The organism is Psychrobacter alimentarius (genome assembly GCF_001606025.1).
Classification (GTDB): domain Bacteria; phylum Pseudomonadota; class Gammaproteobacteria; order Pseudomonadales; family Moraxellaceae; genus Psychrobacter; species Psychrobacter alimentarius.
Genome location: NZ_CP014945.1, coordinates 3,269,760 through 3,292,119 on the forward strand (window position 1 = coordinate 3,269,760; position 22,360 = coordinate 3,292,119).

Annotated in this window: 22 protein-coding genes and 1 tRNA gene; 17 read left to right on the forward strand and 6 right to left on the reverse strand. The window is 44.3% G+C overall.

The window, feature by feature from the left end:
* The first annotated feature begins 1 nt into the window (after position 1).
* The 13 genes from A3K91_RS13535 (at position 2) to A3K91_RS13595 (ending at position 14,799) form a co-directional block, all read left to right on the forward strand.
* A complete protein-coding gene (locus A3K91_RS13535) occupies positions 2 to 1,237 on the forward strand; it encodes an NADH:ubiquinone reductase (Na(+)-transporting) subunit B (RefSeq protein WP_062845726.1) in 1,236 nt (411 codons plus the stop codon).
* Complete coding sequence (locus tag A3K91_RS13540; protein ID WP_062845727.1) at positions 1,218 to 2,132, forward strand: Na(+)-translocating NADH-quinone reductase subunit C; 915 nt, start codon at positions 1,218 to 1,220, stop codon at positions 2,130 to 2,132. Before A3K91_RS13535 ends, A3K91_RS13540 begins: the two co-directional genes overlap by 20 nt.
* Position 2,133: 1 nt before the next feature.
* Positions 2,134 to 2,805 carry an NADH:ubiquinone reductase (Na(+)-transporting) subunit D gene (locus A3K91_RS13545; RefSeq protein ID WP_062845728.1) on the forward strand — a complete coding sequence of 224 codons (672 nt, stop codon included), beginning with the start codon at positions 2,134 to 2,136 and terminating at the stop codon, positions 2,803 to 2,805.
* Complete coding sequence (gene nqrE / locus A3K91_RS13550; RefSeq protein WP_025652986.1) at positions 2,805 to 3,413, forward strand: NADH:ubiquinone reductase (Na(+)-transporting) subunit E; 609 nt, start codon at positions 2,805 to 2,807, stop codon at positions 3,411 to 3,413. The genes A3K91_RS13545 and nqrE overlap by 1 nt, the downstream gene beginning before the upstream one ends.
* Positions 3,414 to 3,591: 178 nt before the next feature.
* Entirely contained in the window at positions 3,592 to 4,827 is a 1,236-nt protein-coding gene (gene nqrF, locus A3K91_RS13555) for an NADH:ubiquinone reductase (Na(+)-transporting) subunit F (protein ID WP_062845729.1), read from the forward strand.
* Between the two features lie 320 nt (positions 4,828 to 5,147).
* Positions 5,148 to 5,948 (forward strand): SDR family NAD(P)-dependent oxidoreductase, encoded by an 801-nt coding sequence (locus A3K91_RS13560; protein ID WP_062845730.1) that lies wholly within the window; start codon positions 5,148 to 5,150, stop codon positions 5,946 to 5,948.
* A 178-nt stretch (positions 5,949 to 6,126) separates the two neighbouring features.
* Positions 6,127 to 7,245, forward strand: a complete 1,119-nt coding sequence (locus A3K91_RS13565; protein ID WP_062846030.1) for an FAD:protein FMN transferase — start codon at positions 6,127 to 6,129, stop codon at positions 7,243 to 7,245.
* A 120-nt stretch (positions 7,246 to 7,365) separates the two neighbouring features.
* The gene (gene nqrM, locus A3K91_RS13570; RefSeq protein WP_062845731.1) at positions 7,366 to 7,611 is read left to right on the forward strand and encodes a (Na+)-NQR maturation NqrM; all 246 of its coding nucleotides are present in this window, start codon (positions 7,366 to 7,368) and stop codon (positions 7,609 to 7,611) included.
* 351 nt (positions 7,612 to 7,962) lie between these two features.
* Entirely contained in the window at positions 7,963 to 9,225 is a 1,263-nt protein-coding gene (locus A3K91_RS13575) for an MFS transporter (protein WP_062845732.1), read from the forward strand.
* Between the two features lie 94 nt (positions 9,226 to 9,319).
* Positions 9,320 to 10,162, forward strand: a complete 843-nt coding sequence (locus A3K91_RS13580) for an arylesterase (RefSeq protein ID WP_062845733.1) — start codon at positions 9,320 to 9,322, stop codon at positions 10,160 to 10,162.
* Entirely contained in the window at positions 10,162 to 10,860 is a 699-nt protein-coding gene (locus tag A3K91_RS13585; protein ID WP_062845734.1) for an ABC transporter ATP-binding protein, read from the forward strand. The genes A3K91_RS13580 and A3K91_RS13585 overlap by 1 nt, the downstream gene beginning before the upstream one ends.
* Positions 10,860 to 13,481 (forward strand): ABC transporter permease, encoded by a 2,622-nt coding sequence (locus A3K91_RS13590; RefSeq protein WP_084387364.1) that lies wholly within the window; start codon positions 10,860 to 10,862, stop codon positions 13,479 to 13,481. The genes A3K91_RS13585 and A3K91_RS13590 overlap by 1 nt, the downstream gene beginning before the upstream one ends.
* Positions 13,482 to 13,683: 202 nt before the next feature.
* On the forward strand, positions 13,684 to 14,799 hold the full coding sequence (locus tag A3K91_RS13595; protein ID WP_062845735.1) for a beta family protein: 1,116 nt from the start codon (positions 13,684 to 13,686) through the stop codon (positions 14,797 to 14,799).
* On the opposite strand, the gene A3K91_RS13600 is transcribed toward A3K91_RS13595, so the two are convergent.
* A complete protein-coding gene (locus tag A3K91_RS13600) occupies positions 14,796 to 15,392 on the reverse strand; it encodes a sce7726 family protein (protein WP_062845736.1) in 597 nt (198 codons plus the stop codon). The genes A3K91_RS13595 and A3K91_RS13600 overlap by 4 nt on opposite strands.
* Positions 15,393 to 15,901: 509 nt before the next feature.
* On the opposite strand from A3K91_RS13600, the gene A3K91_RS13605 reads away from it, so the two are divergent.
* Positions 15,902 to 17,227: a valine--pyruvate transaminase gene (locus A3K91_RS13605; protein WP_062845737.1), complete on the forward strand. Its 1,326-nt coding sequence runs from the start codon at positions 15,902 to 15,904 to the stop codon at positions 17,225 to 17,227.
* 36 nt (positions 17,228 to 17,263) lie between these two features.
* Here A3K91_RS13605 and A3K91_RS13610 read toward each other — a convergent pair whose 3' ends face one another.
* The 3 genes from A3K91_RS13610 to hisB form a co-directional block, all read right to left on the reverse strand.
* Positions 17,264 to 17,653, reverse strand: a complete 390-nt coding sequence (locus A3K91_RS13610; protein ID WP_062846032.1) for a hypothetical protein — start codon at positions 17,651 to 17,653, stop codon at positions 17,264 to 17,266.
* A gap of 307 nt (positions 17,654 to 17,960) precedes the next feature.
* Positions 17,961 to 18,596 carry an imidazole glycerol phosphate synthase subunit HisH gene (hisH, locus tag A3K91_RS13615; RefSeq protein ID WP_062845738.1) on the reverse strand — a complete coding sequence of 212 codons (636 nt, stop codon included), beginning with the start codon at positions 18,594 to 18,596 and terminating at the stop codon, positions 17,961 to 17,963.
* Positions 18,596 to 19,243, reverse strand: coding sequence for an imidazoleglycerol-phosphate dehydratase HisB (hisB, locus tag A3K91_RS13620; RefSeq protein ID WP_062845739.1), 648 nt, complete (start codon positions 19,241 to 19,243; stop codon positions 18,596 to 18,598). Before hisB ends, hisH begins: the two co-directional genes overlap by 1 nt.
* Before the next feature lie 361 nt (positions 19,244 to 19,604).
* Between hisB and A3K91_RS13625 the strand changes: the two genes are divergently transcribed.
* Complete coding sequence (locus A3K91_RS13625) at positions 19,605 to 20,027, forward strand: hypothetical protein (protein WP_062845740.1); 423 nt, start codon at positions 19,605 to 19,607, stop codon at positions 20,025 to 20,027.
* Positions 20,028 to 20,150: 123 nt separating this feature from the next.
* Positions 20,151 to 20,226, forward strand: a tRNA-Phe gene (locus A3K91_RS13630).
* Positions 20,227 to 20,306: 80 nt separating this feature from the next.
* Here the strand turns inward: A3K91_RS13630 and A3K91_RS13635 are convergent.
* Positions 20,307 to 20,654, reverse strand: a complete 348-nt coding sequence (locus tag A3K91_RS13635) for a hypothetical protein (protein ID WP_136139170.1) — start codon at positions 20,652 to 20,654, stop codon at positions 20,307 to 20,309.
* Positions 20,655 to 20,965: 311 nt separating this feature from the next.
* Here A3K91_RS13635 and A3K91_RS13640 point away from each other — a divergent pair, with 311 nt between their 5' ends.
* The gene (locus tag A3K91_RS13640; RefSeq protein ID WP_062845742.1) at positions 20,966 to 21,466 is read left to right on the forward strand and encodes a DUF4385 domain-containing protein; all 501 of its coding nucleotides are present in this window, start codon (positions 20,966 to 20,968) and stop codon (positions 21,464 to 21,466) included.
* A gap of 11 nt (positions 21,467 to 21,477) precedes the next feature.
* On the opposite strand, the gene A3K91_RS13645 is transcribed toward A3K91_RS13640, so the two are convergent.
* Complete coding sequence (locus A3K91_RS13645) at positions 21,478 to 22,323, reverse strand: DMT family transporter (RefSeq protein ID WP_062845743.1); 846 nt, start codon at positions 22,321 to 22,323, stop codon at positions 21,478 to 21,480.
* Between the last annotated feature and the right edge of the window lie 37 nt (positions 22,324 to 22,360).

Below are 22,360 nucleotides of genomic sequence, written 5' to 3' on the forward strand. Positions count from 1 at the left end.
GATGAAATTTTTACACAATATGTTCGATCGTATGGAGCCGTCTTTCACCAAAGGTGGCAAACACGAAAAATACTATGCCATTTTTGAGATGTTTGATACGTTCTTGCGTCAACCAAGCTCAACGACTTACGCATCTTCACACGTACGTGACGGTATCGATCTGAAGCGTATTATGATTACCGTATGGCTTTGTACGTTCCCAGCGATGTTTTGGGGTATGTACAACATCGGTCATCAAGCGCTAACTGCGATCGATCAGCTTGGCTTACAGCCTGAAGGCTGGCGCACTGTCATCACTAGCATGGTAGGCTATAACCCAGAGAGTATCTGGGCGAGCTTCGTTTATGGTGCTATGCAGTTCTTACCGATTTATATCGTCACCTTTGCGGTCGGTATTCTTTGTGAGATTATCTTTGCCGTGGTGCGAGGACATGAAGTCAACGAAGGTTTCTTTGTGACTTCTGTCTTATTTGCCTTATGTCTACCACCAGATATTCCATTGTGGCAAGTTGCCCTAGGTATTATCTTCGGTGTGGTAGTGGCCAAAGAAGTATTCGGTGGTACAGGTAAAAACTTCCTTAACCCTGCCCTATCAGGTCGTGCCTTCTTGTACTTTGCTTATCCAGCCTATATGTCTGGTGACTCAGTATGGACGGCAGTAGATGGTTTCTCAGGGGCGACACCTCTTGGTCTGGCTGCCCTTGGCGTGGTTCCTCAAGATTTTGTTGATGTGTATGGCAATGCCATCACATGGGGCGATGCATTCTTAGGCAACATGCAAGGCAGTATCGGTGAAGTATCAACGCTTGCAATTTTGATGGGTGCCGCTGTTCTACTATGGACACGTATCGCTTCATGGCGCATTATGGCAGGGTGTGTGGTCGGTCTTGTTGCCACGTCTCTTGTATTCAATATGATTGGCTCTGAAGACAATATGATGATGAACCTGCCATTTTATTGGCATTTGGTTATCGGTGGTTTTGCATTCGGTGCTGTCTTTATGGCGACCGATCCTGTATCAGCTGCGCACACCAATAAAGGTCGCTGGGCATATGGTATCTTGATTGGTTTTATGACCGTATTGATCCGAGTGATTAACCCTGCTTTTCCAGAAGGCATCATGCTAGCCATTCTTTTTGCCAACTTATTTGCTCCATTGTTTGATTATTTTGTGACCCAAGCAAACATCAAACGCCAAACAGCTCGGAGGGTTCGCTATGTCCAAGCCCAAAAGTAACAATGCGAAAACCATCAGTGTGGCATTGACGCTATGCTTGGTGTGTTCAGTACTGGTCTCAGCAGTTGCTGTTGGTCTCAAACCAGCACAAGTCGAAAATGCTCGCTTAGACCGTAACAAAAACATCTTGGTAGCAGCGGATATGTATAACGCTGAATCTGATACCGCAGAAGATGTTTCTGAGCGCTTCAAAGACTTTGATGTCGAAATTATTGATTTAAATAAAGGTACTTATCTTGATGATAGTGCCTTAGCAGACGCTGGCATCCCTGATCGTAACGCTTATGACGCAAGTCAAGCAACCAAGAACCAAGCATTGAGTGAAGACTTGGGTGACAACGATCCTGCTGGTATTGGTCGTAAGCCCAAATATGCCAAAGTCTATGTCAAAAAAGATGACGCGGGCAAACCTGAAGTGGTTGTACTGCCGATTCAAGGGTATGGACTATGGGGTACTATCTACGGTTTCTTAACCCTTGAAAGCGATATGAATACCATCAAAGGTATCAGCTTTTATGAGCATAAAGAAACCCCAGGTCTTGGCGCACGTATCGAAGAGCCAGAATGGCGTGCAAAGTGGACGGGTATCCAGTCCTATGACGAAAACGGTGATGTTGCTACTGGTGTAACCAAAGCAGGTGCGCCGAAAGAAAACTGGGTAGATGGTATCAGTGGCGCGACGCTTACTAGCCGCGGTGTCAGTAATATGATTCAGTTTTGGTTAGGTGATCAAGGCTACAAGCCGTATCTAGATATGCTACGTAAAGAAAGTGGTCAAACAGTTGAAGATGCTGATACGCAGGCGAATCAGTCAACGCAATCAAAGACCAGTCCAGCTCAACCTAATACCGAACTGGCAGCATTGCAGCCAGTAGCAAACGGCAAGGAGGCATAACATGGCTGACACGAAAACTATTTTAACCTCGCCTATTTTTGATAACAACCCGATTGCGTTACAGATCCTAGGTATCTGTTCGGCATTGGCGGTCACCACGAGCATGGCCAATGCCATGGTTATGTGTGTGGCGTTGACATTAGTAACAGCTTTTTCGAGCTTCTTTATCTCGATCATTCGTAAACAAATCCCTTCGAGCATTCGTATCATCGTACAGATGACCATTATTGCATCGTTGGTTATTTTGGTCGATCAGGTACTAAAAGCGGTCGCTTATGATGTGAGTAAAGGCTTGTCTGTCTTCGTTGGTTTGATCATTACCAACTGTATCGTTATGGGCCGTGCAGAAGCGTTTGCAATGAGCAATCCACCTGTACCTAGCTTTTTAGATGGTATCGGTAACGGTCTTGGTTACTCTGCGGTACTGCTGTTTGTTGCAACTGTCCGTGAGATATTAGGCGCAGGTACTTGGTTTGGTATTACCATTCTACAACCAGTCACTGACGGCGGTTGGTATTTGCCAAACGGTCTATTATTATTGCCACCATCAGCGTTCTTTATTATTGGTTTGTTTATTGCCATTGTTCGTATCTGGAAACCAGAACAGGTCGAAGAAGCTGAATTTGTAATGAAGCCGCAGTCTAAAGGCATGGCACATGGAGGCGGTCACTAATGGGACATTATGTTAGTTTATTTATAACCTCAGTCTTTATTGAGAACATGGCGCTGGCCTACTTTTTAGGCATGTGTACTTTCTTGGCAGTGTCAAAGAAAGTATCAACAGCCATTGGTCTTGGGGTTGCTGTGGTTGTCGTTATGGCGATTACCGTTCCGCTAAATAACTTACTTTTTCAGTTCATCCTAAAAAATGGTGCGCTGGCATGGGCAGGTTTCCCTGATATCGACTTAAGCTTCTTAGGGTTGCTCAGTTATATTGGTCTTATTGCTGCGACGGTACAGATCCTTGAGATGTTCTTGGATAAGTTTGTACCAAGTCTGTATAACGCGCTTGGGGTGTTTTTGCCTCTTATCACTGTAAACTGCGCCATCTTAGGTGGGGTTCTGTTTATGGTTGAGCGTGATTATAACTTTGGTGAATCCATGGTTTATGGTGTGGGTGCAGGTTTTGGTTGGGCACTTGCTATCACTGCGTTGGCCGGTATTCGCGAGAAGCTAAAGTACTCGGACATCCCAGCACCGCTACGTGGTCTTGGTATTACCTTTATTACGGTTGGTCTTATGTCGCTCGGCTTTATGTCGTTCGGTGGTATGTCCATTTAAACCGTTTGGTCTAGCGTTATTGACTCATAAGAGTATGACTTTTTTATCAGTTGATACGCTATATTCAAGACCTTATTTAGCTATTTGACCTATTTAATTCATTTATTCGGTAGGCGTTCGGGTACAGCATAACATCCATGCCCCCGCACCCCTACCCCATAGATTAAGGATACATATCATGGATTATGCTACGGCGATTGGTGGCGTGGCTATGTTTACCTTGATCATCATGGGCCTTGTTGCCATTATTTTGGCAGCGCGTTCAAGATTGGTCAGTTCAGGTGACGTTACCATTCATATCAATGATAATCCCGATAATGATGTAGTGACACCAGCAGGTGGTAAGCTACTGCAAACACTTGCAAGCGAAGGTATCTTTTTATCTTCAGCATGTGGTGGTGGTGGTACCTGTGCACAGTGTCGCTGCCGTGTTATTGAGGGTGGCGGTTCTATCTTGCCCACCGAAGAAGGCTATTTTACTCAAGGCGAAATCCGTGATCACATGCGCTTGGCTTGTCAGGTAGCTGTCAAACAAGACATGAAAATCGAGATTGACCCTGAGTTTTTTGATGTACAAAAATGGGAATGTGAAGTTATCTCTAATGATAACGTGGCAACCTTTATTAAAGAATTGGTACTTAAAATCCCAGAAGGCGAAGAAGTTAACTTCCGAGCTGGTGGTTATGTGCAGTTAGAAGCGCCACCGCACGAAGTTCACTATAAAGACTTTGTGGTAGATGAAGAGTACCGAGAAGATTGGGAAAAATTTGGCATTTTCAAATATGTGTCAAAAGTTGATGAGCCAGTGATTCGTGCTTATTCAATGGCCAACTACCCAGAAGAAAAAGGCTTAATCAAGTTCAACATTCGTATCGCAAGTCCACCGCCACGTGGCCCTGACAACATTCCACCAGGCAAAATGTCTTCTTGGGTGTTTAGCTTGGTACCTGGCGACAAAGTCACGGTTTCAGGTCCGTATGGTGAGTTCTTTGCCAAGAAAACGGAAGCTGAGATGATCTTTGTCGGTGGTGGTGCGGGTATGGCACCAATGCGTTCTCACATTTTTGATCAGTTGAAACGCTTAAACACCGATCGTAAGATCAGCTTTTGGTACGGTGCACGCTCTATCCGTGAGATGTTCTACGTTGAAGATTACGATCAATTGGCGGAAGAGTTTGATAATTTTGAGTGGCATGTGGCCTTGTCTGATCCATTACCAGAAGATAACTGGGAAGGTCCAACAGGCTTTATTCATAATGTCTTACTTGAAAACTACCTGAAAGACCATCCAAACCCTGAAGACTGTGAATTTTACATGTGTGGGCCACCAATGATGAATGCGGCGGTAATCGACATGTTACACAGCTTGGGTGTTGAAGATGAAAACATCATGCTTGATGACTTCGGTGGTTAGATTGTCTGATTAAGCGAAAAAGCTCGTTTAGTAATGTCTATAGAAAAGAGTCTCAATTGAGGCTCTTTTTTTTGTTTGGATAACCCGTTCAAAATAAAATCGTTACATAAATAGCTACGTAATACTGGTACAAATTGTTTTTGCTTACTGATCGCAAGCGTGACAGAGGCTACAAACACTTTATACCAGTAGCATCTTACAATTTTTAAAATAAATCGATTATAAGAAATACGCTTAGCCGTTAGTACTACAAATTGAAATGGTAGGTTGCGTTATCTATCCTATATGATTGATGACTTAACCAATAAGAAGGGACACTTATGACAACCAAATATAAAGAACTGACCATATGGATAACAGGTGCTTCTAGCGGTATCGGTGAAGCTTTAGTCATTGCATTTGCTAAACGCGGTGCAACCATGATATTGAGTGGACGCGATCATGATAAATTAGCAGCAGTAAAACAACGCTGCAAACATACTAAAAAACATCTGGTCGTGCCTTTTGATCTTAGTGATGCTGAGCAAGCAAAAGAAGCTTACAACCTGGCTAAGGCTCACACGGGTAGCATTGATTGGCTAATCAATAACGCTGGCGTGAGTCAACGCTCTCTTATCGTGGACACTTCGGAAGAAGTGGAACGACAAATTATGGAGATAGATTACTTTGCGCAAACACGTCTAACCAGATTGGTATTACCAGACATGATGGCACAAGGTGGTGGCAAAATAGTCATGATCTCTAGCGTCGCAGGGCTATTAGGAACTCAATATCGCGGTGCGTACGGTGCTGCCAAAGCTGCCATTCATATGTGGGCCAACAGTTTACGTGCCGAATTGCATGATCAAGGAATAGAGGTCGCAACGATATTTCCTGGATTTATTCAAACCAATGTGTCTATTAACGCCCTCACAGGTGATGGAAGCCGGCAAGGTACGATGGATGAGGCGACCAGTAAAGGATTAACAGCGGCGGCATTCGCCAAACAAGCTGTCAAAGCACTCACAAAAGGGGAAGAATACATTATCATCGCAGGGGCGAAAGAAAAGCTTGCCACCAAGGTAAATCGAGTATCACCGCCTAGGCTGTATAAGCTTATCCGTGAATCAAAGGTAAAATGATAAACGACCAGACGATGCCATGAATGATGTCTTTAGTACTATATTGTTTGCTTAATTTTATTGATATTGGCTTTATGGGCGGTACGGGGTGTAAAATAGGTATCGCTTATTATCCAAAGCCACATTCACTTTCCGCTATAGCAACGAACTTATGAAAACTACATTCTTCGCTTCATCCATGCATGCTTTATCTTCTACCAAAACGACGTGCGCTACTTTGTATAGTGTCATCGGTCTTACCAGTGCCTTGAGTCTCAGTGCTTGCCAGCAATCGCCAGAATATAACTATCTGAGCGGTGAGACGATGGGTACCAGCTATCACATCAGTTATGAGCTTCCTGATGATGCGGATGAAGCTGCCATACAAGCAGACATAGATAAGCGTTTGCAGGAAATCAACGACAGCATGTCTACTTATCAAGCAGACTCAACCATCTCTACATTTAACCGTGCAGCCAAAGACACCCCCATCACTATTGACACAGATTTTGATCGTGTGCTCGATGTATCCCGCATCGTATATAAGCAATCGGGCGGTGCATTTGATCCTACGGTCATGCCATTGGTAGACACTTGGGGATTTGGTAGCACCATGACAGTTGAGCGCCTGCAAAGTCCACCAACGGCTTTAGAGATTGCTCAAGCGAAAGCTTTAGTCGATTTTGAAGGCGTTATACAACAGGATAAAACGATCCATAAAGTCAAAGATGGTATCGGTCTTGACTTCTCAGCCGTCGCTAAAGGTTATGGTGTCGATGTGATTGCTGATGTACTCAAAGATAACTACCAGATTCGCAATTATATGGTCGAAATTGGTGGTGAAATTGCGACCTCTGGTGTCAATAACCAAAAGCAACCATGGCAAATCGCGATAGACGCCCCTATCAAAGACAGTACTGTGAGCGAGCGCCAAACGATATCCGCCATTCGCCAGCCAATCAATACCGACAATCAGATGCATTTGGCGACTTCGGGCAACTATCGTAACTCTGTCATCTTTGATGGAAGACGCTATACCCATACCATTGATCCTACGACTGGCGAGCCAATTGCTGGCGGCGCACCTTCAGTAACGGTTGCTGCAAAGTCAGTGGCACTGGCAGACGCTTGGGCAACAGCTCTAACGGCCATGCCTTATGAAAAAGCACTAGCGCTTGCTAAAGATAAAAATTTGGCTGCGATGTTTGTGGTATTGGCTGATGGCGTCGAAATGGATGGGACACATGACAGTGTTGACGATTGGCAAGTCGTGCAAACCCCTGCCATGCAGGCCTTACGTGCCGATAAAAAGCCCTAGCTTTTGGTGACTCACGTTGAGTACACGATTAGCAACAACGAATCGCACAAAATTTGCTATACTATTAAGTAGTTAACATAAAAAACGACTGCCCTATCTTTAAAAATTGAGGTTTCCTCTATGCTTAGTCAATTGCTTCCCATGCTTGCCATCACCTTTTCGGTGTTTATTTTATTCTTTGTCTTTATGGGCATTGGTTATATGGTTAAAAAGAAGCCTCTGAGAGGGTCTTGCGGGGGCGTTGCTAAACTTATGGGGGATGAAAATTGCTCATTTTGTGGTAATGATCCCAACAAGTGTGACTCTCTTATTGCTGAACAACAAGAGCATGCCTTGAAAGCCGCTCAACTAGGAAAATCCGTATAAACCTTTGATTTATTCTGGTACGCTGGTAGCTTTTACTTTACATTTGTTCTTATAATAGCGTCTAGTCCTTTAAAAGGGCTGGCGCTATTTTTCTTTGTGCCATTGGATATTTATAGGTGACTTCTCAAAGCCATTATCGACGAGAATCCCTACTCGTACATGATGCTACCTTGTCTCACCATCTAAAGTAGTAAGCTTATCTATCTTATGTTGTACTAGTAACTTCTTGTTCTAGTTTGCGATGTCGGTCACCGTCTTGGTGTGTTTTCTTTAGTGTTGTTTGCAAGCGGCGATTTTTCGACGCTGTGTAATGACGTGTCTTTTTTTTATACTCATAATAGGCGTATTGCTATGTCTACCTCTGGTTTGCCACCCAACTCTCACTTATCTCCTACCTCCGCATTTAAGCCATCACTCACGCCATCGAAGCGCTTTACTTTTTGGCTAGTATTGTGTGCCATGATTTTATTGGCCACCAATATGCGTGCGCCTATCGTTGCGCTTGGCTCTATTGCGCCAGTCGTCCAAGCGGCACTCGATATTTCTGAGACACAAATTGGCTGGCTGGGCGCTGTGCCGATGCTCACTTTTGCCATCGGTGCCCTTATCTCGCCCTCTATTGGCAAACGATTCGGGCTTGAGAATACGCTCATTGTGATGATTGGGCTGTTAACCGTCGGTATGATCATCCGAACGGTGTTCCCCACTTGGATTGGATTTTTGGTTGGCACCTTGATGCTAACGCTCGCGATCGGGTTTGCCAATACATTAGCGGCGCCGGTTATCAAGCAACGTACACCCAAACACATTCCCCTAATCACAGGTCTATTCAGTCTTGTCATGACGGTGACCGCAGGCATAGTAGCAGGCGTGGTATTGCCATTGTCTGAGAAAGTGGGCTGGCAATGGGCATTAGGAGGCTGGTCGCTGCTCGGCATCTTTGCCATCGTTATTTGGATATTTTTGCGTTTACGTCTTGGTTCATCCAGTCATCAGGCAGCGGATATACCAACGGCTGGACATTCAGATATTTCAATGTGGCGCACGCCTTTTGCGTGGCAGATCGCCGTGTTTATGGGTTTGCAGTCGCTATTGTTTTATACCGTTGCCAGTTTTTTGCCATCCATTTGGTTGAGTAAGGGCTTGCCTGCGGTTCAAGCAGGACAAATGAATTCGGTGTTTCAGTTTATGGCACCGATATCGATTTTGAGTTTGACGTGGTTGATTAATCGCGGGCGCCCTATTCAAGCATTGGCCGTGCTCGCGGCAGTATTGAACGTGATAGGCGTACTGGGCGTCAGTTATTTATCGACTGATCTGGCTTGGTTGTGGTCAGGTCTGATGGGCATTGGTTGCTCAGCGATTTTTACCTTGAGCATGATTTTGTTTTCTTTGCGCACTTATACGACCAATCAATCTAGCGAGCTGTCGGGTATGGCACAATCGGTCGGTTACTTGATTGCGTTTTTTGGTCCATTAGGAACTGGCTGGCTACATGAAGCCACGGGCAATTGGGATGTACCGCTTTTTATTATGCTGATATTAATGGTTGTCAACGTTGTCATCGCTTGGATGGTCAGTCGTCCTGTAATGGTTGATGGCGAAAAAATGTAATGCTTTAAAGGAGATAAAGTAACCTTAGGATAATATTGGTGGCTGTCTTATTTTGCTACACTGGTTTTATTGACTATAGAACAGAACCATTACTATGAATGTATCCTCTCGCTTTACTCGTTACTTACCCGCCGTGGCTATTTTGACCCTCGCTATGGTCATGAGTGGTTGTCAACAAGAACCCGAAACTGACATGACGGATGACAGTCAAAATACTACCAATCAGACTGCCAGTACGCAAACGTCTGAGGCAATGCCTCAAACTCAACAAACAGCCTCATCAATCGAGCAGCAGCAAGCGCCATTAACCATATTAGCGCTTGGCGACTCTTTGACCGAAGGGCTTGGCGTTGCTAATGACGACAACTACCCTGCGCAGTTAGAAGCGCGCCTGCATGAACAAGGCTATAAAAATGCCAAAGTGATTAACTCAGGTCTGAGCGGGGAAACCAGTACGGGCTTGGTCAATCGCTTGGATTGGGTATTGCAGACTAAGCCAGATGTCACAATTTTGACCATTGGTGCCAACGATGCAATTCGTGGTATTGACGTGGCGACGGTTGAGGCCAACATTCGTACTGCTGTGAAGCGCCTGCAAGACAACGGCAGTGAAGTGATTTTGGGCGGTATGCAGATTTATGACAACCTTGGCTCTGATTATGTCAAATCGTTTGCCGCCATTTATCCTCGCGTCGCTAAAGATATGAATGTCACGCTTATTCCTTTTTTCTTAGAAGGTGTGGGCGGTGACCCTGCGCTGAACCAAGCTGATGCCATTCATCCAACCAAAGAAGGTTATACCATCATCGTTGATGACAATATTTTGCCTATCTTAGCGCCCAAGCTTGAGACATTTAAATCTGACGATGTGGCTGCCACTACGGTCGCCGATGACCCTGAGCCAGCACCCAAACTTATGCCAACAGAGGCCCTGTAATGACATTATCCAGTGCAGCTAGCGCTTCTCGTTCAAACATCTTGCTCAATGCCTCAAAACTCACCAAGACGGTACAAGTGGGCGAACAAACACTGTCCATTATCAAAGAAGTCGACATCTATATCAATGCCGGTGAGTTCGTGGTCATCATGGGTAAATCTGGCTCTGGCAAGTCAACGCTACTAGGGTTACTCGCCACGCTCGATTATCCCGATAGTGGCTCAGTAGAACTGGCAGATCACATGTTAAGCGATCTGGATGAAGATGCGCTCGCTGTCATTCGTCAACGCGACATGGGCTTTGTGTTTCAATCGTTCCATCTATTGCCAACCTTGACAGTGGCGGAGAACATTGCTTTTCCACTCGATATTGCAAGACGTCCGAATCAAGCGCGTGTGAACGAGCTGATTGAGGCGGTTGACTTAGGACACAGACGTGACAGTCTGCCCAATCAGTTATCAGGCGGTGAGCAGCAGCGTACGGCAGTTGCACGGGCGTTGGTGTCGCATCCTAAGATTGTGTTTGCGGATGAACCAACAGGCAACTTAGATGAGCAAAATGCCAATCAAGTCATGCAGCTGCTATTGGACTTACGCCAACAGGTTGGCTCGGCACTGGTGGTCGTAACACATGACCCAGCACTGGCAGCAATGGCAGATCGTGTCATTACCATGCATGATGGACGGATTGTATCTTAATGACCAAAATCTCAACTGATAAGTCGTCCTTGAACAGCACCCTGACTACTAACAACTCTGAGTCTCTCATCAGCCGAATATTTGCGCGTCATTTGGGCTCAAAAGCCTTAAGTCGTAGCTGGTGGCAACGCTGGGTCTATCCGGTGCTGTTTTTATTGACGCTCACGCTATCGCTTGCCACTTATTTGACTCTCGACTCCATCCAGCAGTCGGTTGACAGCTATGTCAATGACAATCAGCGGGCGCTCGTTGGTGGTGATTTGGTATTGAACAGTCAGCAAGACTGGCCAAGTGAGGTGTTGACGCAAGTAGACACCATCGCTGATAGCCAAAAGGTGTTTGATTATCAATTTAGTGCGATGGTGGTGACCGATGAGCAGACGTTACTTGCCCGCGTCAAAGCGGTGTCGCCCAATTATCCGCTTTATGGCAAAGTAGAGCTGGCTTCAGGGAATGATTTGTGGCAGCAATTGACCTCGGATAGCGTCGTGGTCGCGCCTGAAGTGCTCAGCAGCCTAAATGCTCGTATCGGTGATACAGTCACCATTGGTGATGCGCAATTTACCATCAGTGATGTGCTGACCAAAGAGCCTGATCGTCCATTGACCGCCTTTGGCTTTGGTGGTCGTGTTTTGATGCAGCAAGATGCGCTAGCCGCTACCAATCTATTAGGTCAGCGTAGCCGCGTCAATTATCGTATTGAGCTGGCAGGCGCGCCTGAATTGATCGCCCAGCAGCGTGATACCTTTACGCAAATACTGAGCAATTATCCTGATATTGAGCTGTCTGATGCTGATTCGGCGGATACCTCTGTCTCACGTATCTCTGATAATGTCTTGATGTTTTTAAAACTACTCGTCATTGCCGTGCTGTTATTGTCAGCAGTTGCGATGTATGGCGTCATTACAGCGTTTGTAACTAAGCAGCAATCCAATAATGCGATTCGTTTGGCGTTGGGTGAGGCGCTTAGCTCAGTCAAACGCAGCTACTATCAGCTATTGGTCGTCACCTCTATCATCGCTTGTATCGCTGCGGTCGCTCTTAGTTTTGGTCTGCTTAAAGTGGGTCAGCCGTATCTCGTGGCTATTTTGCCGCCAGACGTGGGCCTTGCCATTAATCCCATCAGTGCGATTAAGACCACCGTCATTGCCTTGGTGCTGACTTTACTAATTGCTCAACGTGGCTTGAGTACCCTTAATACGACCAAACCTGCTACCTTGCTCAATCAAGGCACTGGCTCGCCTTCACAAAACTTGCCGTGGTATCGACGCGTGCCCTTACTGTGGTACGGAGTCATGCTGGCTGGGCTGTATGCGTTTTTTGCCTATGAAGTCGGTTCATGGTTATTGGGCGCGCAGCTGCTAATAGGGTTAATTGCTTTTGTGGCGGTATTTTGGGCATTGGCGCGCGGTTGGTTATGGCTACTTGCCAAGCTTGCTAAACGCTCAGATATTGGCTGGATGCATCGTATTGCGATTCATAACCTTGCGCGTAAAGGCAATCAGTCTGCGCTGTTTTTTGTGACCTTATCACTATCGGTTGCGGTTTTGACCCTGATTACCACGCTCAATCACAGTATCAATGCGCAGTTTATCAATGCGTATCCCGAAGATGCGCCCAATTTGTTTTTGCTTGATATTCAAAGCGACCAACATGACGAGATCGATAGATTGATCGGTGCGCCTGTGAGCTACTATCCGGTGATTCGTTCGCGCGTGGTCACTGCCAATGAGGTGCCCGTACAAGAGATTGAGCCTGCGGATGGCTTTGATGATCCCACGCGTGTCTTTAATTTAAGCTACGCCGATATAGTCATGGACACCGAATACATCGTTGACGCGATAGAAGACGAGCAGCTGTATGCACCTGTGGATACGCAGAACGAGCAAAACCCTGATCAAGCCGTCGTACCTATGTCCGTTTTGGACACCGCAGCTGACCTGCTCAATGTCGGTATGGGTGATCAGGTGCGTTTTAATATTCAAGGGATTGAGATCGTCGGGCAGATTACCAGTATTCGCTCGCGTTTTGAGCAAGGCCCCAGTCCGTTTTTCTACTTCTTATTTGAACCATCGGTATTGGCAGCAGCACCGCAGATTCAGTTTGCCACCGCGCATGTCCCTGCCGATGAGATTCCAAACATACAAGGCAAGCTGGTACGCGAGTTCCCAGCGGTCACGACTATCAATGGAACGGCTATCGCGCAACAAATCCAAGAGCTGGTAGTACAAATGAGCCGCTTGGTCTATGTGTTTACCCTACTCGCTCTACTGACCGGCGTGATGGTGTTGATTAGCTCGTTGCTATCGACCTCGCAAGATCGCATGAAGGAGAGCGCATCGTTCCGATTGCTTGGTATGCAAAAGCGCGACTTGTATCTGCTCAACATCTTAGAGCTGAGTGTGCTGGGTATCAGCGCGGCGGTGTTCGCAGTCATTATCGCAAACGTGGGCGCATGGGCGGCCATCACGCAATGGTTTAATCTACAATTTAGTGTACCGTGGATGAGCCTAGGTATTGGCGGTGCGGCATTGATTGGTTTATTGCTTGCGATTGCCGTGATTTATGTGAGATTGGTGATTGGACGCGGGATTATGGCTAGGGTACGGGCGATGATTTAGACGTATTGGATTTTGGCTTCATATAGAAAAACCCCTTAATAGGGGTTTTTTTAATTCTGTACTATCTCCCAGCTCACATTAAGTATAGACACATAAAAATAGTTTGTACTTACAATTAAAATTTACTTGACTATAAGCAATAAAACCCCTATTAATAGACTAGTGTTCATTAATATTAATTATTTTAATAGAGGATAATTTTATGATTTTAAAAGATTTTGTTTATGTTCCAGCTCTAAGGACGAGCGTATATAATTTAGGTGCAGTTAGTATGCTCAATGATAGTGTTAAAGACTTAATAATACCTCGTTTGATCGTAACAGGTAAGAACGAAGACTGTCTTAATGGCTTCTTAGTTAAATGGGGAAAGGATAGACCTTTTTTCTTGGAAGTATCAAAATATGCTCTGGATTTAGACTGCGAACTTAATCAATTATTAAACAACTCAAAACAATATTTTTCTGAACAATACAGTTTTTTCTCTAGTAAAAATCAATATCAAGTCATACCTCTAGTTAATGAAACCGACTCAACTAATCTTAGAGATATAATGCAACACTCTTTGAAATTAGTAAATAATTTCGATAAGGTTGCATTTAGACTCGATATAAGAAAGGACTTTCAAGCAAGTTTGAATTTACTTACAACACTACTCTCAGCTTTTAGCGACGATTTAATTCAAAAAGTTATATTGATTGTAGACGCAGGTAAAATTAGTAGTTTAAGCGATATTTCCACCATTTCTCTCAATCAAACATTACAATTTATAAATCAATACAAATTCCCGTTAGTGGTATTTTCAAGCACTTCTTATCCAAACTCTAGACCTACTTCAGGGACAAGTGATAATTTTCCATGCTTAGACCCCATTTGGCAATACACTTATATTAACAAGCTCTTAGCCAACGAAACCAAAGCTATTTACGGAGACTTCTCAGCAACTGATCCTTCAACTGAGAAATTCGATTTTGACTTTGCAGTTCGTCCTATTCCTTATGGTACTTATCTATTAGAGGACTCTCTTGAGTGGTACACACTCAGAGAAGGCAAAGGAGGTGAATATGATAAATTCAGAGAAGTTGCAAAGAAAATAAGAAGTCAGAATGGTTATCATGGCGATACGTTTTGTGAAGCCAACAAAATTATAAAAAGTATCGAAGATGGCACACGTAATAAAGCTGGAAATCAAGCATTTTGGAATAAGTTAAAAATAAATGAACATATCAGTGCTATTATCGATAAATATCATAAAAGCCTACTAGATATGACTGGACAGAACTCTGAAGATGAAGATGAAGATGAAGATGAAGATTATTAAGCTTTCCTAAGCTTTAATTTTTCTAGAGTGAATTGTCTAGCTTCTTTTAAACTTATTTCTTTTGCTAAATTCTCACGTGCTTCTTTTTTAGTTGCGCGTGTTTTTGTGGGTATACCATACATTTTAGATAGTTCATTTATCTCTTCCCGCCACAGTAACCCTATTAAATCATAAACATTGTTTAAACCATGATTTTTTATTGCGTCTCTGGCTATAGCTATAGATTTAGTATTGTCCACTAGCATAATGCCAATATGTTTAGGCGTGCTCGCTAGCGCTTGTTCTAAATGTTTACCGTGAGTACACAGCCAAACTTCATCAAAGACATTTGTATATGCCTCTTTCTGTAACTCCCAGCGTTTAAGCGAATCTTTTTCCGATTTAATCTCAAATCCAACCAAGCGACCATTAGCTAGAACTAGGTCTGCTCTATAAGAGTTATCTACAGACGAGTTTTTATCTTTGTTATAAAAACCTAGCTCATTAATTAGAATATCATTTTCAGTAAGCGAAAACTTGATATCTACCCATTCTCTTAGAGTCTCTCTGATTTCAGTAGGATTCAGTGGCTGTTTCAAATCATGTGTTCTCATAAGCGTGTCCTAACCTTAATGTGATAACAAAAAACACCAGTTTATTAACTGGTGCAATTGCTGATCAACTTATATTAATAATATAATAATATAAACTGTCTGAAACTAACAGCTTAATTCATGACTCTTAGCAAAGCTTCACTTAGTTAAAAATAGTCGCTTTAAAGAGCGGTTTAGTCCTGATTGAAACGATAGCTTTGTAGAGTGTGGCGCTTAAAGCGCCTTGCACAGAAATGATCGCTCGAATGTCGGAACCCACCTGTACTTAGATACTGTACCCATAAACTACCAACTATGAGCGCGAAACAGCTTTCCGCTATAAAACTTTATCCTCTAAAACCTCAAACCAAAACGCCTTCTACTCATCTAGAGGGCTTTTTTTTACTTCATAAGCTGTATAGACATATAAGTCAATATCCACCACGCACTTTACTTATTTTATAGCCCTCATTTGCTATACTAGCCCACTTTATCCCTCACATAATTTCTTAAACATTCACGGTAACCTTATGAAGTTCTCAAAGTTCGGTCAGAAATTTACCCAGTCTACTGGCATCTCGCAATTAATGGATGATCTTGGCGATGCGCTAAAAAGCGATCAGCCGGTCAACATGCTGGGTGGCGGTAATCCTGCCAAAATTGAGGCCGTTAATGAGTTGTTTTTGGAGACGTATAAAGCACTGGGCGTTGATAATGATACGGGCGAAGCCAATAGTAGTGCCATTATTAGCATGGCGAACTACTCCAATCCACAAGGGGATGCAGGTTTTATCGATGCGTTGGTTGGCTTCTTTAATCGTCATTATGATTGGAATCTGACCTCAGAAAACATCGCGCTGACCAATGGCTCACAAAATGCGTTTTTCTATCTGTTCAATTTATTTGGTGGTGCGTTTACTGACGAGCAGAACCAATCTGTCGATAAGTCTATTTTATTGCCATTGACCCCTGAGTATATTGGCTATAGTGATGTGCATGTGGAAGGTCAGCATTTCGCAGCCGTATTACCACATATCGATGAAGTGACGCACGAGGGCGAAGAAGGCTTCTTTAAATATCGTGTGGATTTTGAGGCGTTAGAGAACCTACCAGCGCTAAAAGAAGGTCGTATCGGCGCGATTTGCTGCTCACGCCCGACCAACCCGACAGGCAACGTGCTGACCGATGACGAAATGGCGCATCTGGCCGAGATTGCCAAACGTTATGACATTCCGCTAATCATTGATAACGCCTATGGCATGCCCTTCCCCAATATCATTTACTCTGATGCGCACTTGACATGGGATAACAACACGATCCTTTGCTTTAGCCTGTCGAAGATTGGCTTACCGGGTATGCGTACGGGTATTATCGTGGCTGATGCGAAGGTGATCGAAGCCGTCAGCGCGATGAATGCCGTGGTGAACCTAGCGCCGACACGCTTTGGTGCGGCGATTGCCACACCACTGGTTGCAAACGATCGTATCAAGCAGTTGTCTGATAATGAGATTAAGCCATTTTATCAAAAGCAGGCAAAACTCGCGGTGAAGCTATTAAAAGACGCATTGGGCGATTATCCGCTCATGATTCATAAACCTGAAGGCGCGATATTCTTTTGGTTATGGTTTAAAGACTTACCGATTAGTACGCTTGATCTGTACGAGCGCCTAAAAGAAAAAGGCACCTTGATTGTACCAAGTGAGTATTTTTTCCCTGGTGTGGATATCAGCGATTACCAACACGCGCACGAATGTATTCGTATGAGTATCGCGGCGGATGAGCAGACGCTAACAGATGGTATTAAAGTGATTGGTGAGGTGGTGCGCGCATTGTATGATGAGGCTCAAAGCAAGTAACCATACCTGCCATTTAAACAGTAAAAAACGGACTGCTTAATAGTCCGTTTTTTTATGGCGTCTGGTCAATGACATGGGTTTATTGGTGGGTCGAAAGACAGTCGTCCACTTATTCAGCGCAAAAAGCACGTATGACAGCAGGCACGTATTGATCAAATCACGAATACTTGCGATCAGCTGTTCGCGGCTTAAGCCTGCCAAACCTAGCGATTCAATCGTTTCTCGATTGTCCAAATACTCGCCCAAAAGCGCAATGCCAGTCACGATAATTAAAGCTATAAATGATCGAATACCTTGGCTTTTGATGATAGGACGTAGCACCATCAGACAAAGCAGATAAATACCGACGCCAACATAGATATGTAAAGCGTCTTTGGCAAGGCCAGTTGTTTCAACAACATTGAGTTTAAAATCGGTAAAATCCACTGAGATATTCCAAATATAAGCGAGCAGAAAATAATTGAGCGTATCACTAAACAATAATATAGTCAGTAAAACATAATATCGATACACAACGCTCTGCTGATATTCATTTTTCTTGCTGGCTGTGCCTATGCATACAGAGGCTACAAAAAATTGATATCAGCAGTACCGTAGCGTTTTTATAGTATGTTGACCATAACTAAAAATGAATTGTGAAGAATGACAGTAGTAGACAGTAAAAAAGGTAGATTATACAAGTGATAATCTACCTTTTGCTAAATTAAATCGTCCACTCGCGTTGATCGTCTATTTACACATTCCACTCTACAAAATTCTTTAATAACTGCAAGCCATCGGTATGGCTTTTTTCTGGATGAAACTGAGTCGCAAACAAGTTATCTTGAATCACACTGGCACAAAACGGTTGACCATAATCACATACCGCCGCCACTTGCGCGCTGTCGCTAGGCTCGCAATAATAGCTGTGTACAAAGTAAAAATGCGCATTGTCTTCGATACCCTGCCACAGTGGATGGTCAAAATCCATACCGCTGATGGTATTCCAACCCATATGTGGTACTTTGATGGTTGCGCCTTGCTCATCTGTCCACGTCGGATCGAACGCTTTTACTTGGCCTTTTAAAATATCAAGACAAGCGGTGCCGCCGTTTTCAGTAGATTGCTCAAATAACGCTTGCATACCGACGCAGATGGCCATCACAGGCTTGTTAAATATTGCCTGCCGTACGACGTCATCAATGCCTGCATCACACATGCCAGCGATACAGTCACGCATGGCACCGACACCTGGGAAGACGATCTTGTCTGCTGCTGCCACGACTTTTGGGTCGTTGGTGATCGTAACGTCAGCACCGACATTGGATAGCGCCTTGCTCACAGAGTGCAGGTTACCCATGCCATAATCTAATAATGCTACTTTGGTCATTAAAACGCCTCTTTAGTCGATGGCAGGGTATTGAGCGCGCGCTCATCATACTCACAAGCCATACGTAGCGCACGTGCAAACGCTTTAAAAGTTGATTCGATCTGATGATGGCTGTTTTTGCCTTTAAGATTGTCCAAATGCACCGTCATCCATGAGTGGTTGACGAAGCCATAAAAGAACTCGCTAAACAAATCAACATCGAAACGGCCGACGTGCGAGCGCGTGAATGGGATGTCCATATGCAGACCTGGGCGACCTGAAAGATCCACAACGGCACGGGTGAGCGACTCATCTAATGGCGCATAAAAATGCCCATAACGGCGAATGCCTTTTTTATCGCCAAGTGCTTTGTTAAAGGCTTGTCCAAGCGTGATGCCCGTGTCTTCGACACTATGATGGTCATCGATAAAGGTATCGCCAGTACATTTGATGTCCAAATCAAACAAACCGTGACGCTTAATTTGATCGATCATATGATCCAAAAATGGCACACCCGTGTCTACCACGCCTTTACCCGTTCCATCAAGGTTGACGGTACAAGTGATTTGCGTTTCGGCAGTATTGCGTTCCACTGTTGCGATACGCTCAGGGCGACCATATAAATTTAGGTTTGTTGCTTGATTTTGCTCAGTTGCATTGGCTGTCATGGCTATTCTCTATCCGTTTTTTATCAGTGAAAAGCGGTCAATTATAAATAGGACAAAATATCGCCCATTACTGTATATTACCTCGCCGTTAGTGCTTCGATCAGCACCAGCAAAAAATGATATATACAAATAATATCAATATATTAGGGTTTGTACGTACGACGTATTATTTAGCTTCATCATAGCAAACCCTAACATTTACCGCCACGACCAAGCGTCAAACCACGCACAAATTTGTGTCATTCTGCTAAAATAGTGACTTTAATTTAATCAATCATCACCGAAACTTAATCAATCATCACCGACTCTATCATGCCGCGCTGTATCGGCTTATAAAAACGGTCTGTTTATAGGAATTCACATGCCTTTAGAAGCGATTGCCATCAATAGCTTGAATACGCCCCTGATTAAAAAGCCTGCCCGCGAGAATGAGCTATCAGAGCGTCTGCACGCCTTATATGACAGTGATGATGCGCAGCCTACTGGCGAAGAAGTCTTAAGCCTCGTTGAGCAAGGCTTTAAACGCGGGCAATATCTCTACGTCGGTATGTTCAATGATAAACCGATCGCCGCCGTTGCTTGTTTCGACGATGGACAAACCGATGCCAAACGTTTGCAATACCTAACGGTCCATCCTCAAAACCGTGACCGCGCCATCGACGCAAAGTTCATCAAACTGGTCTATGATGCCGAGGTCAAAAAAGGCGTCCGTGAATTCGTCCCTGCCGATGCCGATATTCATCGCATTATGAGCGAGTGCGAATTATTGCGAGTTAAAGGCTGAATGAGGCATAAAAGCCATTGATTTTGACCAAATCAAATTATTTATGATCTTTTATCATATATAATGCAGAAATAGCTTGACAGTGGCTCGTATATTTAGTTTAATAGCGTCCTCAACGAAGACGGCTCGATAGCTCAGTAGGTAGAGCAACGGATTGAAAATCCGTGTGTCGGCAGTTCGATCCTGCCTCGAGCCACCATTCGTTACTAGATTCTAAAAAGCCCCGAACAGCGATGTTTGGGGCTTTTTTTATGTCTACAATATTTTAAACAGGACTGCTTACGACAAGCGTCTTCGCAACAAGACCTCACAGCGCTCGCGTGAGTCCAAATCATAAATCGTTGCGCGGTAATCAATGCCGTGACGCCCTTCAAAAAACACCACTCGATCACCCACAGATAGGAAGCAAGAAGTACGAGCATCATAAATAAACCCATCAATGACAAACGCCAAATCACGGTCAATCTCTCTGACTGTGTAGGTCTCGCCTTGCGGTACTAAGTTTTCGAACCACGCACTATGGGCAACTGGCGTCGCTAAAGTCCCTACCGTCAACATTGCCGACATGGTGATGCCAATTTTTGACGACCTCATAAAAGATGAGCAAAGGGTCAGTATGTTATTCATGATAGATGGAATCCTGATGATTGATTGCGCTGGCACGCTTGCCGTATTTTATAGTGAGTTCAATCTAAAAACGAGTCAGCTTGACTAGAATGATTTTTTTGCAGCCTCTGTGTGCGTAGGCACAGCAAGCAAGAAAAATTCATTCTAGTTCAGCGTTGGCCTATAATGGTTCTGTTTTATTTAGAGTCGACTATATAACAACTCGTCTGCAAATCACGCTCAAACTGTCACAGCTGTACAACATTTTTGGCCTGTTTTTTCAACCGCTTGGCTCAGTATACTAAATATCCATAGTCTTAGCAGGTGATGTGATGAGAGAGTTTGATTACGATTTGGATTATAAGCATTTAAATTTACGGGCGCAGCCTGAGCTGTATCGAGTCGGGCGCGGCGAGCAAGGCGTCTTGTTGGTTGAGCCTTATAAGTCTGAAATACTGCCACACTGGCGCTTTGCCACGCCTGACATTGCCAAAGAGAGCAGTGAGACGATCTATCAGATGTTTTTGGATTATCTGGCAGCGGATGATTTTGTCGGTGCGGACATGGCGCGTAAATTTATTCAAATGGGTTATACCCGTGCGCGTCGTTATGCTAATCATAAAGGTGGTAAAAAATACAAAGGCCCCGTACCTGATGATAAAAAAGGTCAAAGCGGTGCGCATGGACGCGACGAGCTGCCGCGGCAAGTAGAAGACCCAATCAAGGCAGAATCAGCACGTATTTTTAAAGCGAAATGGGACGAATGCCGTGAGAATAAAGACTATTTAAAAATGAAAAAAGCCCATCGCGAGCGCTATAAAGACATTGAGTAAACGCCTATTTCCTATTTGGCAAAACGTAGCAACACAGCACCTACTAAGGTTGTGAAGGTTGAAAGTACTTTTACCAGATTAAGCCGCTCTTTGAGGAAGAAAACACCGATTAATAAAGCAAAAACGATGCTGGTTTCTCGTAAAGCTGTGACTAGTGCGATAGGGGCTTGGGTAAACGCCCATGTGACAATGGCATAAGCGATAAAAGACGCGCTACCGCCGAATAGGAATACACTGCGGCCTTTTGTTGCTATGGTTTTTAGAGCCGTTTGTGCGCTGAGCGATAAGTAAATACCCATCAGAAAGCCATTACCAATCGCCAGACAGCTAAAAAATCCTAACGACGTGCCTGAGATGCGAGCGCCTAAACCATCAATCAAAGAATAACTGGCAATGAACAAGCCTGTTGTTAATGCAAGTAGCGCGGCCTGATTGTTTTTTTGTCCATCTGCTTGTCTGACCAAAGCCAGACTGATAATACCGCCACCTATAATGAGAATAGCCAGTGTCTGTATGAGATCGAGGTGAACACCTAACATGGTCACAGAAAATAGGGCGACAATCAACGGTGCTGACCCACGGGCAATGGGATAGACTTGGGTTAAATCCCCGGTTTCATAAGACTTTAGCAGAAACAACTGATAGCCGAAATGAAGCAAGATACCCGCTGCTAGATATGGCATACTTTCGAAAGCTGGCATTGGGACAAAGAATAGAACTAACAATGCAATGGGCATATGACCCAGAACAACGGCGCCCATACTCACTTGTTTATCAGAGCCACTTTTGACTAAAGCGTTCCAAGCAGCGTGCAACACAGCTGCGCCAATCACGGCAACAAACACCAATGTACTCATGACTGAAATCCTCATTTTTGTGAGATTGTGACTGTGA